The sequence below is a fragment of the Herbaspirillum sp. 3R11 genome (assembly GCF_004563925.1).
GTDB lineage: Bacteria > Pseudomonadota > Gammaproteobacteria > Burkholderiales > Burkholderiaceae_D > Herbaspirillum.
The window spans coordinates 914,164-927,322 of the sequence record NZ_SPNJ01000002.1; the positions used below are offsets into that span (position 1 = coordinate 914,164).

The 13,159-nt window shown below is 57.5% G+C and carries 7 protein-coding genes and 1 other RNA gene; 5 read left to right on the top strand and 3 right to left on the bottom strand.

Features of this window, described 5'->3' with window-relative positions; all coding sequences use genetic code 11:
• The first annotated feature begins 52 nt into the window (after positions 1–52).
• From E4P32_RS12485 to E4P32_RS12495, 3 genes are all read left to right on the top strand, one after another.
• Positions 53–1,306, top strand: a complete 1,254-nt coding sequence (locus E4P32_RS12485; protein WP_116436822.1) for an ABC transporter substrate-binding protein — start codon at positions 53–55, stop codon at positions 1,304–1,306.
• A gap of 175 nt (positions 1,307–1,481) precedes the next feature.
• Positions 1,482–2,462 (top strand): sugar ABC transporter permease, encoded by a 981-nt coding sequence (locus E4P32_RS12490; RefSeq protein WP_116436821.1) that lies wholly within the window; start codon positions 1,482–1,484, stop codon positions 2,460–2,462.
• Positions 2,452–3,351, top strand: coding sequence for a carbohydrate ABC transporter permease (locus tag E4P32_RS12495; RefSeq protein WP_116436820.1), 900 nt, complete (start codon positions 2,452–2,454; stop codon positions 3,349–3,351). The genes E4P32_RS12490 and E4P32_RS12495 overlap by 11 nt, the downstream gene beginning before the upstream one ends.
• Positions 3,352–3,354: 3 nt before the next feature.
• Here the strand turns inward: E4P32_RS12495 and E4P32_RS12500 are convergent.
• A non-coding RNA gene (locus E4P32_RS12500) (sX9 sRNA) lies at positions 3,355–3,428 on the bottom strand.
• 89 nt (positions 3,429–3,517) lie between these two features.
• Here E4P32_RS12500 and ugpC point away from each other — a divergent pair.
• Positions 3,518–4,660, top strand: a complete 1,143-nt coding sequence (gene ugpC / locus E4P32_RS12505; RefSeq protein ID WP_116436819.1) for a sn-glycerol-3-phosphate ABC transporter ATP-binding protein UgpC — start codon at positions 3,518–3,520, stop codon at positions 4,658–4,660.
• A gap of 359 nt (positions 4,661–5,019) precedes the next feature.
• Positions 5,020–8,439, top strand: coding sequence for a hypothetical protein (locus tag E4P32_RS12510; RefSeq protein ID WP_135008742.1), 3,420 nt, complete (start codon positions 5,020–5,022; stop codon positions 8,437–8,439).
• Between the two features lie 166 nt (positions 8,440–8,605).
• On the opposite strand, the gene E4P32_RS12515 is transcribed toward E4P32_RS12510, so the two are convergent.
• Together E4P32_RS12515 and E4P32_RS12520 are read right to left on the bottom strand one after the other, a co-directional pair.
• A complete protein-coding gene (locus tag E4P32_RS12515; protein ID WP_116436817.1) occupies positions 8,606–11,794 on the bottom strand; it encodes a CusA/CzcA family heavy metal efflux RND transporter in 3,189 nt (1,062 codons plus the stop codon).
• Positions 11,795–11,847: 53 nt separating this feature from the next.
• Positions 11,848–13,152 carry an efflux RND transporter periplasmic adaptor subunit gene (locus tag E4P32_RS12520; protein ID WP_116436816.1) on the bottom strand — a complete coding sequence of 435 codons (1,305 nt, stop codon included), beginning with the start codon at positions 13,150–13,152 and terminating at the stop codon, positions 11,848–11,850.
• Positions 13,153–13,159 lie beyond the last annotated feature (7 nt).

The following is a 13,159-nucleotide window of genomic DNA, read 5'->3' on the forward strand; positions in this document are numbered from 1 at the left end:
ACCTTGCCGCGGTGCAAGCCGACGGCAATTTTTAAAACACAGGAGATAAAAAATGATGTTGAAGCACGCCATTAAAAAAAGTCTGATCGCCACCACCCTGATCGCCGCTTCCACCGTAGCGTATGCCGCGGAAGTGGAAGTGCTGCATTACTGGACTTCCGGCGGTGAAGCAAAATCGGTTGCCGAACTCAAAAAGATCATGGAAGCCAAGGGCGTGACCTGGAAAGACTTCGCAGTCGCCGGCGGCGCAGGTGAAAACGCGACGACCGCCCTGAAGGCGCGCGTCATCGCCGGCAGCCCTCCGACAGCTGCCCAGATCAAGGGCCCTGCCATTCAAGAGTGGGGTCAAGAAGGCGTACTGGCCAACATCGACGCCGCAGCAACTGCCGGCAAGTGGGATTCCCTGCTGCCGAAGTCGGTCTCCAGCGTGATGAAGTACCAAGGCCACTACGTCGCCGCACCGGTCAACGTGCACCGTGTGAACTGGCTGTGGATCAACCCTGAAGTGCTGAAGAAAGCCGGCGCCAAGACCCCAACCAACTGGGATGAGTTCTTCGACGCTGCAGAAAAGATCAAGAAGGCCGGCTTCGTCGCCGTTGCCCATGGCGGTCAGCCATGGCAGGACGCCACCGTCTTTGAAACCGTCGCCCTGGGCGTCGGCGGCGCCGACTTCTATCAGAAGGCCCTGGTGAAACTGGACCAGACAGCCCTGACCAGCGCCAACATGGTCAAGACCTTCGACACACTGGGCAAGATCAAGACCTACATCGACAAGGATTCCGCAGGCCGTGACTGGAACCTGGCGACTGCCATGGTCATCAACGGCAAGGCCGGCATGCAATTCATGGGCGACTGGGCCAAGGGCGAGTTCACTACCGCCGGCAAGCAACCAGGCAAGGACTATCTGTGCGTAGCAGCACCAGGCACAGAAAAATCCTACACCTTCAACATCGACTCGATCGCCATGTTCAAGGTCAAGAATCCTGATTCGCAAAAGGCCCAGCTGACTTTGGCTACCGCCATCATGAGCCCTGAGTTCCAGGAAGTCTTCAACCTGAACAAGGGTTCGATCCCGGTCCGTCCTGATATCCCACGCGGCAAGTTCGACAGCTGCGCCACCAAGTCGATGGACGACTTCGCGACATCGAGCAAAGCCAACACCCTGGAGCCAAGCATGGCCCACGGTATGGCTGTCAGCTCGGCCGCTCAAGGCGCGATGTTTGACGTGATTGCCAAGTTCATGAACTCCAACATGACCTCGCAAGCCGCCGTGCAAGCGCTGGCTAAAGCAGCCAAGACTCAGTAAGCAATAAGAAGTAATTAGAAGCAGTGTAATAAGGCCTGTCCCGCAGCACGCTCCGGCGTGTTTGCGGACAGGGTATTTACGGGGCGGGCGCAGCGGTCGGGCGCCCATCGTCGTGAAAGGCCGGCAAGATTGTTCGGCCGGTTTCGCGATACGTCCCCGGGTTCAGGAGACATGCATGTCCAATTCAACAGTTTCCCTGTCGACCGGTACTGGCGGCAAAGGCGGCAAAGGCGGCAATAACGCCGCCGGCAAAGCCGTACCGCGGCGCAGTGGAAAATTCGCCGCGCTGGCCGACAACTGGCTGCCGCGCCTGGTCTTATCACCGACCATCATCTTGTCGCTGGTCTTTGTCTACGGCTTCATCGCACTCACCGGCTATCTGTCGCTGACCAATTCGCGCCTGATGCCCAACTACGAATTCGCAGGATTCGATCAATACACCCGACTGTTCGCCCTTGACCGCTGGTGGACCGCAGCCGCCAATCTGGGCATCTTCGGCGGCCTGTTCATCCTGCTGTGCCTGGTCATCGGCCTGTTCATGGCGATTCTGCTGGATCAGAAGATCCGTGCCGAAGGCGCACTGCGCGCCGTGTATCTGTATCCGATGGCGCTGTCCTTCATCGTCACCGGCGCCGCCTGGAAATGGATTCTCAATCCCGGCCTCGGCCTGGAAAAAATGATGCATGACTGGGGCTTCGCCAACTTCAGCTTCGACTGGCTGGTCAACTCCGACATGGCGATCTACACCGTCGTCATCGCCGGCGTGTGGCAATCGTCCGGGTTTGTGATGGCGCTGTTCCTGGCCGGCTTGCGCGGCATCGACGACTCCATCATGAAGGCCGCGATGGTCGACGGCGCCAGCTTGCCGACCATCTATCGCCGCATCGTCATCCCGGCGCTGCGCCCGGTGTTCTTCAGCGTGTTGCTGGTGCTCGGCCACATCGCCATCAAGAGCTTCGACCTGGTCATGGCCTTGACCGCCGGCGGACCCGGCACCTCGACTGACTTGCCGGCCATCTTCATGTATCAGTTCTCTTTCACGCGTGGACAGCTCGGCCTGGGCGCCGCTTCCGCCGTGATGATGTTGGCGACCGTGCTGGCCGTGCTGGTGCCTTTGATGTATCTGGAAACGAAAGGAACCCGCAATGGCCGTTGATACTTTTGCTCCCAAGGGTGGCCCCAACCAGGAGCGCAAGCCGCTCACCATCGGTCGCGTGTTGATCTATGTCTTGCTCGTGCTGGTCGGCCTGTACTACCTCGCGCCGCTGTACGTGATGATCACCACCTCGCTGAAATCGCTCGACGAAATCCGTAGCAGCAATCTGCTGGCGCTGCCGATGGCGCCGACCACCGCAGCCTGGGGCAAGGCCTGGGACAGCGCCTGCACCGGCGTCGACTGCGGCGGCCTCGCGCCGTTCTTCTGGAACTCGTTGAAGATGACGATCCCGGCGGTGTTGATCTCCACCCTGATCGGTTCGCTCAACGGCTACGTGCTGGCGCACTGGCGCTTCCGTGGATCTGAGGCGCTGTTCGCCGCACTGATGGTCGGCTGCTTCATCCCGTTCCAGGTAGTGATCCTGCCGATGGCGCGTCTGCTGGGCATGTTCGACCTGGCCAATACGACGCCGGGCCTGATCTTCGTCCACATCGTCTACGGCATCGCGTTCACCACGCTGTTCTTCCGCAATTACTACGTGACCGTGCCGGAAGAGCTGGTCAAGGCGGCGCGCATCGACGGCGCAGGATTCTTCCTGACCTACCGCAAGATCATCTTCCCGCTGTCGCTGCCGATTTTCATGGTGTGCTTCATCTGGCAGTTCACGCAGATCTGGAACGACTTCCTGTTCGGCGTGGTGTTCGGCGGCTCGGATGCAAAACCGGTGACCGTGGCGCTCAACAACCTGGTCAACACCTCGACCGGCGTGACCGAGTACAACGTCAACATGGCGGCGGCGATCATCGCTGCGCTGCCGACGCTGCTGGTGTATATCCTCGCAGGTAAATACTTTGTGCGTGGCCTCACCGCCGGCGCTGTTAAGGGCTAAACCGGTTCACGATCCGTAGCGAGAGGCCATCAGCCGGTGGCGGTGGAACGGAGGAACCGGAATGTACTTCAGTACATGAGGATTCCGAGTACCGCACGACGCCGGATCATGGCCTCGCAGTAGGATCGTGAGCCGGTTTGAAAAGAATTCATGGAGATGTAGAAAAATGGCAAGCTTATCAATTCGCAACGTACGCAAGGTCTATCCGAACGGTAACGAAGTCCTCAAGGGCATCGACCTCGAAATCGAAGACGGCCAGTTCCTGATCCTGGTCGGCGGCTCCGGCTGCGGCAAGTCGACGCTGCTCAACATGATCGCCGGACTGGAAAGCGTGTCCGAAGGCGAGATCATGATCGGCGACCGCGTCGTCAACAACGTCGCCCCGAAAGAGCGCGACATCGCCATGGTGTTCCAGTCGTACGCGCTGTACCCGACCATGACCGTGCGCGAAAACATTTCTTTCGGCCTCGGCATCCGCAAGATCCCCAAAGCCGAACAAAAGGAAATCGTCGAGCGCGTCGCCAACATCCTGCAGATTACCCATCTGCTGGACCGCAAGCCGGCGCTGCTGTCTGGCGGCCAGCGCCAGCGTGTGGCGATGGGCCGCGCGATTGCACGCGATCCGTCGCTGTTCCTGTTCGACGAACCGCTGTCGAACCTGGACGCCAAGCTGCGCGTCGAAATGCGCGCCGAAATCAAGCGCATGCACCAGCGCCTGGGCAGCACCATCGTCTACGTCACGCACGACCAGATCGAAGCGATGACCCTGGGCGACCGCATCGCCGTCATGAAGGACGGCGTGGTCCAGCAGTTCGGCAGCCCGCAGGAGATCTACGACTCGCCGAGCAACCTGTTCGTGGCCGGCTTCATCGGCTCGCCGTCGATGAACTTCCTGCGCGGCAAGCTCACCACCGACGGCTCCGCCCCGGCGTTCGAACTCGACCACGGCGGCCGCAAGACCCTGCTGACCCTGCCGCTGAACGGCCACACCGACGCCGTCGCAAAATGGGTAGGCCGCGACATCGTCCTCGGCATTCGTCCGGAACACGTGACCGACGCCATGAGTGCCCGCAACGGCGATCCATTGAGTACCAACGGCAGCTACCGTCCGACCGAAGTCGACTGCGTTATCGAACTGACTGAACCAACCGGCCCGGATACTTTGGTGGTGGCGCGCTTCAACGATGCACCGGTGACATGCCGCACGCATCCGCGCGCAGGCGCCTTGCCGAATGAGCCGCTGAAGCTGGCGTTTGATCTGACCAAGGCGCTGTTGTTTGATCCGGCTTCGGAGCAGCGGATTGCTTGAAGTGCAGCGTAGATAAAAGAAGCCCCGCGACAGTGATGTTGCGGGGCCTTTTTTTTGGGGGGATTCGCTGAGGAGTATCAATTTTAGTCAAATGCCCTTAGTAAATTTCTTGATAGAGTTACGATTCAGTCCATAGAAGAAGTCTGCAATCGGCAGATGTTGCCATGACGACGGGGCAAAGTACCTACTTACGGCTATTCTATTTCTAAGTCCGCTGAATACGCCGGACTGTTCGCGTAGAGCAATTTCCATCGCAGTACACTCGGCTCTGATGTTCACGTTCTCAGGTACGCAATGCTCAGAGCCTGCAACTGTTTTATTATTGACTAGGCTTCATAGTCGTGAAATGGGAACGCACAATGACAAAAAAAATCGGATTTTTGGGGACACCATGGTCAGTTTCGAGAGTCGTCCGTCGCGAATTACACAATTGGCGTAGTAGCAATGAGCTACTAAGAAAATGGAGACTGTCAATATTGGCCCGGGAGATTCAATCCCACGGTGAACGTCCAATCCGGTTCGTTTTCCAGACACTGTTGCTTTTTTCCTTGTACGTTTCTTTTTCTCTTTTCCTTCCAGATTCTTGGCTCTCAGCAGCAGGAGTTACGCTCCAACTGAAGGAGGATGCTGATTACCTCACCTACTTTACGGCGCTATGGTCAATACAAGCGACGCTGGCAGCGCTCGTATACCCCTTTGTAATTTCTTTCGTCACCGTATTTCTCCAACGTCGTCCGGCTGCCGAGGCGTTTGTGCACATCTATATACTTGACTCTGGTGGATTGGTTGCAGGCCTGTCGTCTATTACTTTGGTTATTGTGATGGCCATTCAATATGCGTTAATTCCCCGCTATGGCACTACGCTAATAAAACATACGGCCATTCTGGATGCTGTGTGGTTCTTCGTGAATGCCATATTAACGTTGTACTTCTTGTATAGAACAGTCGAGTTTCTGCGGCCTGTAGTTCAGATGCAAGGTGTCAAACGATATCTTCTTGGAGTCGCGCTTCCGCGCGAGATCGCCAGAATCGCCATTCCTCACGTATTAGAACAGGCTCCTTCCAATGGATGGCTTCCGATTCCTGTGCCCGATTTTGAAAATCTAAATCAGGAAACGGAGCCCCGAATATGGATTAGCCGCTACTCCTATAGAAAAGGCGACGTACAAGGCCATCTGCTGCTAAAGAGGCCGTCAAAGTTAGTTGATGTTCGGCTATGGCCTCTGCGCGTTGTAACTACTTGCTGGCTCTCCCGGGCACGTGCGTGGCCCGAGACTAAATCAGAATTTGGAGGTGCAAGGTCTTCTCGAAAACCAATGCTATCTATCTCTCTGTCGCCAGAAACTACTTATGACGGCCAAATTCCGTTAGCCATTGTTGCAGATGGGCCCAATCTTCCTCGATGGCAGAGATGTCTTTTACGTCTTGCTTTTGTTTTTAGAAGCGACCTGGGTGAGCGAAATTCGATATCACCGCGCGCAATCATTCAAGAGCTGGAAATTGACGTGTGCAGTGCGATATCCAATCAGAATGATCAAATATTCAGGAAGTCCTATGAAACGCTGCTGCAAGTTCACGAATTGCTTCTCGATGCGTGTTTATCTCGCAACGACGACGGAACATTTGGCAGCCTTGCAATGCTTCCGGAAAAGGGCCATTGGATGGAGCAAGGACTTTATGTCGGGTGGACCGAGGCTTATCGCTCTATCTTTCAAGCAGCAGTTGAGAATTTAGATAAAGACACGAATCCTCTCAAACGAATTTGCTACTTTGTACAACACATCGCAAGCGATGCTGTACTTAAGTCACCTATCGAAATACGAGAAAATATTTTGATGATGCCAACCTATCTAATGTTCCTTATCGGTGGTTGGTGGGTGAAGCGAATCGAAGAACAAGGTTTTGTTTCCCATAGCGCGCATCATAGCCAAACACTACAAGCACCTGCTCATCGAGCCTACGAAGATATTTTTGTTTCGTTCGTAGGGGCATGGGAAAACGCACGAAAATCTATCGGAGGAATTCCCGATCAGGATGAGCAATTCAAATGGAGTGAGGCGCGCGTATTGGTACAACTTAATACGCTTCACATACGAGAAACTGCGCGAATGCTACTGGCGTCGATCGAACGAGGCGATAGAATCGCAGCAGAATGGTTCGCCGATGTACTTAGCAAATGGTGGGGAAATTTTTCGTATGAGCGGACATCGTTCTCACTTCATCAATCTGCAATATTTATTACCGTGGAAGACATTTCTCTTGAGTGGGATTTTCTCAATACAGAACTCAGCTTGGAAATCCGTGAGGGCACAGAGCATCTTCAACGATCTGTTCTCTTAGCCGCGCTCCACAACTATCTGCAAGATATTCGACTCATCACTGTTGAAATTCTTCTTCAGTGGTGCTCTCAATCAAAATCGCCCAGTTTTGACAACTCACTTGCGATGGGCATTGTTGCTGATATGGTCCAAGGAAAGCAATGGCGCAATGGAGGAACGCAGTCTGCCCCGTTAAATCGTCTCACCGCTGCCGGATACCTTCTAGCGAAAACGCGTCAACATATCGGGGGCATGGATGAGCGTCGTATATATGAAGCTCGGCTGAATGACTTTGTCGAAAAAATTAGGGACATGGAAAGACCTGGAATGACTGGATCTCGTGTTTATAGCTATAGCGGACCGAACAGCCTAGATTCACTAGATGAGAGTCAAATAATACTGATGATGATTCTTTCAGATGCTAGTTGGTCTGAGGACGATCCATTTTGTCGACAGTTAGCCAATTGGTCGAAGCCAAGACATATAGAGCGGGGAGATTTAGACAAAGCGCGAGATGTCTTTAATTCTTGGCTAAATAGGCTTTCGGACCCGCAACCGATAATGCCATCGGTAATTGATGAATTGGCAAACCGGATCGGAAAGGAAGTTGACGAAGAGATACGACGGAGTCGTGTTAGCGAAGCTCTATCAACACTCAAGCAATCGATCGAAACAAGGCGTAGAGAACTGCTAGCAGCGGCAACCATTGATCCCGATAAGTTAAAGCAGGCAGCGTTGAATGCTTCCACGGAAGCATTCAATAAGATGGCAAATCGATTCCCTCTATGTCTGTTCCGGAATGTAAATTTCTCTAACGAAGAACAAGAAAAATACACGCTGAGATTGAATGGCCTTAGAAAAGGGGAATTTACTACTGTCGCATTTGACCCACCTGCGATAAATGGAGACGACTATTTGGCTAACGTTGTCGCTCAAGCTGTCGATGGCGTGCTGCTGACCGATGTTTTGAGTCGCTGTGAACTTCGTGAGATCGTTGCCACCGATTCTGATTCGTACTGGAAGGAGTTAAAGGCAGAAGCAGCTCGAATTTCCAACCTAGGACTAAGCCCAATCTTACTGCTCGATAATGCCACTCAACCGGACTGGATATGGGACTGGCAATACGCTCTTACGGAGGGGCAGCATCCTCGGCCAGAAGATTTGATCGTTCATCAGCACAACGGCCAGTCAGCGCACTATCAATGCCATCTCAACAACATTGCCGTATATGTGGGGCCACTGACCCCACCAGCGTCACTCATCGTGCCGCGTGAAGTGTTTGATTCAGTAACTTTTCGGCGCTTTGCTACAGATCGCTACGTAGAGGCTAACGTTGAGGTGCTAGACGCTGATCCATCGACGGTTGCTTTGTTGTTGAAATTTGAAAGGAGTGTACAAGTTTCTGCCGCTATAGGCGCGAAGATTCGATACAGCGACGTACCTCTGCAGAACAATGCATAGCAAACTTAGCTATCGATTAGGTCTATGAACTTCGCTATTTGAAATATTTTCGGCTAAGAGGAGTAGCTTCTGGCCGACGACGTTCCTTATTCAGCTAACGGCACGATGCTACCGGACCTCACTCTCAGAGAGAGGCTGGTAGCATCGGTGCACTGACGAAAAAAACCTAGCGACGCCAACCGAGCAAGCGGCTACGCCACGATGACGACTGCTGGTTCACATCGCGGTCGTCGGTGTCGTCTCCCCCGTGCACCAACCGATACAACAACGGCAACACCAGCAACGTCAACAGCGTCGACGACAAAATCCCTCCGATGACCACGGTCGCCAACGGCCGTTGCACTTCCGCGCCCGTGCCGGTCGCCAACGCCATCGGGACGAATCCCAGCGACGCTACCAGCGCGGTCATCAATACCGGCCGCAAGCGCGTCATTGCGCCTTCGAAGATGGCGTCGTCGAGTGAGCGGCCTTCTTCGCGCAGGGTGCGGATGAAGGCGATCATCACCAGGCCGTTGAGCACCGCCACGCCTGACAGCGCGATGAAGCCGACGGCGGCGGAGATCGACAGCGGGATGCCGCGCATCGCCAGCGCCAACACGCCGCCGGTCAGGGCGAACGGGATGCCGGTGAAGACCAGCAGGCCGTCCTTGACGTTGTTGAACATCGCGAACAGCAGCACAAACACCAGCAGCAAGGCGACCGGCACGACGATTTGCAGGCGCTGTGTTGCCGACTGCAGGTTCTCGAACTGGCCGCCCCAGGCGATCCAGTAGCCGGCCGGGATTTTTACCTGCGCGGAGATACCGGCGGCGGCGTCGTCGACGAAGGAGCCGAGATCGCGTCCGCGCACGTTGGCGCTGACGACGACGCGGCGCTTGCCGTTTTCGCGGCTGACCTGGTTGGGGCCGGGGGCGATGTCGAAGTCGGCCACTTCTCCCAACGGGATGTAGCTGAGCTTTCCGTCATTGTGCGGCAGCGGGATCGGCAGGCGCTTGATGGCGTCGAGGTCGTTGCGTTCGTTTTCCGGCAGCCGCACGATGATGTCGAAGCGGCGGTCGCCCTGGAACAGGGCGCCGGCTTCCTTGCCGCCGATGGCCATCGCGACGGTGTCCTGCACGTCGCCGATGTTGAGGCCGTAGCGGGCGGTCTTCTCGCGGTCTATCTTGACGGTCAGCATCGGCAGGCCGGTCGATTGTTCGACCTTGACTTCGGTTGCGCCGGGGACCTTGCCCAGTGTGGATGCGATCTTGGCGGCGGTGTCGTTGAGCACGTCCATGTCGTCGCCGAAGACCTTGACCGCGACGTCGCTGCGCACACCCGAGATCAGTTCATTGAAGCGCAACTGGATCGGCTGGGAGAACTCGTAGCTGTTGCCGGGCAGGGCGGCGACGGTTTCCTGGATGGCGGCGATCAGTTCGTCGCGGGTTTTGCGCGGTTTGGGCCACTGGTCTTGCGGCTTGAGCATGATGTAGCCGTCGGAGATGTTCGGCGGCATCGGGTCGGACGCCACTTCGGCGGTGCCGGTGCGGGCGAACACGCGCTCGATCTCGGGGAAGTTGTCCTTGAGCGTGCGTTCCAGCTGCTGCTGCATCTCCACCGATTGCGTCAGGCTGGTGCCGGGAATGCGCAAGGCCTGGATCGCCAGGTCGCCTTCGTTGAGGCTGGGCACGAACTCGCTGCCGAGCTTTGTCCCGAGCAGCGTGCACAGGACGATCACGGCAGCCGCCAGCGACAGCACCACCGGCTTGTTGCGCATTGAGGCTTGCAGCAGCGGCGCATAGGCGCGCTTGGCGGCGCGCATCAGGGCGTTTTCCTTTTCGTCGACCTTGTCGCCGATGAACAGGGCAATCGCCGCCGGGATGAAGGTGACCGACAGGATCATCGCACCCAGCAAGGCTGCCACCACGGTGAAGGCCATCGGCTGGAACATCTTGCCTTCGACGCCGGTCAGCGCAAACATCGGCAGGTACACGATCATGATGATGAGCTGGCCGAACAGCAGCGGACGGCGCGCTTCACGCGAGGCGGCGAAGACTTCGTGGAAGCGTTCGCTGCGCGTCAGCGGCCGGCCGTGATGCTGCTGCGCGTGGGCCAGGCGGCGCACGCAGTTTTCCACGATCACGACGGCGCCGTCGATGATGATGCCGAAGTCGAGCGCGCCCAGGCTCAGCAGGTTGGCGCTGACGTGGTTGGACACCATGCCGGTGAAAGTGAACAGCATCGCCAGCGGAATCACCATTGCCGTGATCACCGCCGCGCGGATGTTGCCGAGGAACAGGAACAGCACCGCGATCACCAGCACCGCGCCTTCGATGAGGTTTTTCTTGACGGTGTTGATGGCCTTGTCGACCAGCACCGTGCGGTCGTACACGGTGACGGCTTGCACGCCTTCGGGCAGCGAGCGGTTGATCTCGGTCATCTTCTTGTCGACCGCCTGCGAGACCGTGCGGCTGTTCTGGCCGATCAGCATGAAGACCGTGCCGAGCACGACTTCGCGGCCGTTCTCGGTGGCGGCGCCGGTGCGCAGTTCGCGGCCGATGCCGACCTCGGCGACGTCGCGGATGCGGATCGCTACGCCTTGCACGTTGCCGAGGATGATGTTGCGGATGTCGTCGAGCGAGGCCACCTGGCCCGGTGCGCGGATCAGGTATTGCTCGCCGCGCTTCTCGATGTAGCCGGCGCCGACGTTGGCGTTGTTGCGTTCCAGCGCGGCGGCGACGTTTTGCAGCGTCAGGCCGTAGGAGGCGAGCTTGGCCGGCGAGGGGGCGACGTGGTATTCCTTGGCGTAGCCGCCGATGGAATTGATCTCGGTCACGCCGGGCACGTTGCGTAGCTGCGGCTTGATGATCCAGTCCTGGATCTCGCGCAGGTCGGCGGGCGAGTAGGGCGCACCGTCGGCATTCTTCGCGCCTTCCTTGGCTTCGACCGTCCACAGGTAGATTTCGCCGAGGCCGGTGGAGATCGGTCCCATGGCGGGATCGATACCGGACGGCAGCTTGCTGCGTGCTTCCTGGATGCGTTCATTGACCAGCTGGCGCGCAAAGTAGATATCCGTGCCGTCCTTGAAGATGACCGTCACCTGCGACAGGCCGTAGCGCGACAGCGAGCGCGTCTGTTCCAGGTTGGGCAGGCCGGACATGACGGTCTCGATCGGGAAGCTGATGCGCTGCTCGGTCTCCAGCGGTGAATAGCCGGGCGCGGAGGTGTTGATCTGCACCTGGACGTTGGTGATGTCGGGCACGGCGTCGATGGGCAGCCTCTGGTAGCTGTAGACGCCGTAGGCCGCCATGCCGAAGACGGCCAGCATGACCAGCCATCGATGCTCGATGGCGAAGCGGATGATGCGTTCAAACATGGGTGTGTCCTTCTCGCTCGGAGTGGGAGGGGCGGTCGCTGTTCATCAAATATTTAGTGAGCATGTTCGGCGCTCCCCTTGCCCAATTCGGCTTTGATCACGAAGCTACCCGCGGCGGCATAGACATCGCCCGCACTGAGACCCTTGATGATTTCGACCCGCTTGCCGTCGGTGCGGCCCAATGTCACTTCCTGTTTCCTGAAGCCGTCGGCGACGCGCACGAAGACCACCTGTTTCTGCTCGACTGATTGCACCGCATCGGCGGCGACGGCGAGTGGGACTTCAGCTTCCTGCGCCAGCACGTCGACATTGACGAACAGGCCGGGACGCCAGACGTTACCCGGATTGGGCAGGACCACATGGGCCTTGGCGGTACGTGTTTGTTCGCCCAGCAAGGCGCCGACGTAGGCGATCTTGCCGCTGGCGCTGGAGGCGAACGCGGTGGCGTTGACGGTGACGCTTTCGCCGACGCGCACGGCGTTCATGTCGCGGGCGGCGACCGTCATCTCGGCCCAGACGCTGGAGAGGTCGGAGATGGTGAAGATGCTGGCGTCTTCCTTCACTGCCTCGCCGAGTGCCAAGTGCTTCTCCACGACGATGCCGTCGAAGGGCGCGCGGATTTCATAACGGTTCAGTCCTGAAGAACTGGTGCCTGCGCCGATGGCGGCCAGCTTCTGCTGTGCATTGCGCACGGCGATTTCGGCTTCCTTGAGTGCTTGTCCGGCTTGCAGATAGTCCTGCTCGGCGGAGATCTTTTCTTGCCACAAGGTTTTTTCACGTGCATGCGTCGATTGCGCCAGCGTCAGTCGCTGCTGCGCGTTCAGCAACTCGCTGCGTTGCTCCGACACCGCGCTGCTGCTGACGACGGCGAGCACTTGCCCCTTCTTCACCTGCTGGCCGAGATTGGCGCTGACCGATTCGACCACGCCGTTGACCTTGGGCACCACGTGCGCGGTGCGGTCCTGGTTGAAGCGGATTTCGCCGGGCAGTTGCAGGCTGGTGCGGATGCGACCGGGCGCGGCGGTGTCGAGGACGATGCCGGCGGTTTTGAGTTGCTGTTCACTGAAGGCGATCTTGCTGTCTTCATCGTGGCCCTTTTCGTCGTGACCCTTTTCGTTATGGCCTTTCTCATCGTGGTCCTTGTGATCCTTGTCGTCGTCATGATCGTCTTTGGCTTCCTTGTGTCCGTCTTCCTTGTGATCGTCCTTGGTGGTTTTCTCTGCAGCATGGTCATGGCCGCTTTCGGCATGGGCGTCGGCCGGTGCCGATTTGCTGGCGCCGCTGAGCAGGATCAGCGCAGCGAGCAGCGCCGTGACGGCCGCAATTGCGGCGATGGTGAGTTTCTGTTTTTTTGTCATGATGGTG

Bases quoted from the DNA above. Each gene is read 5' to 3' on its own strand.
- E4P32_RS12485 (WP_116436822.1), top strand. From the start codon at position 53: ATGATGTTGAAGCACGCCATTAAAAAAAGTCTGATCGCCACCACCCTG.
- E4P32_RS12490 (WP_116436821.1), top strand. From the start codon at position 1,482: ATGTCCAATTCAACAGTTTCCCTGTCGACCGGTACTGGCGGCAAAGGC.
- E4P32_RS12495 (WP_116436820.1), top strand. From the start codon at position 2,452: ATGGCCGTTGATACTTTTGCTCCCAAGGGTGGCCCCAACCAGGAGCGC.
- ugpC (WP_116436819.1), top strand. From the start codon at position 3,518: ATGGCAAGCTTATCAATTCGCAACGTACGCAAGGTCTATCCGAACGGT.
- E4P32_RS12510 (WP_135008742.1), top strand. From the start codon at position 5,020: ATGACAAAAAAAATCGGATTTTTGGGGACACCATGGTCAGTTTCGAGA.
- E4P32_RS12515 (WP_116436817.1), bottom strand. From the start codon at position 11,794: ATGTTTGAACGCATCATCCGCTTCGCCATCGAGCATCGATGGCTGGTC.
- E4P32_RS12520 (WP_116436816.1), bottom strand. From the start codon at position 13,152: ATGACAAAAAAACAGAAACTCACCATCGCCGCAATTGCGGCCGTCACG.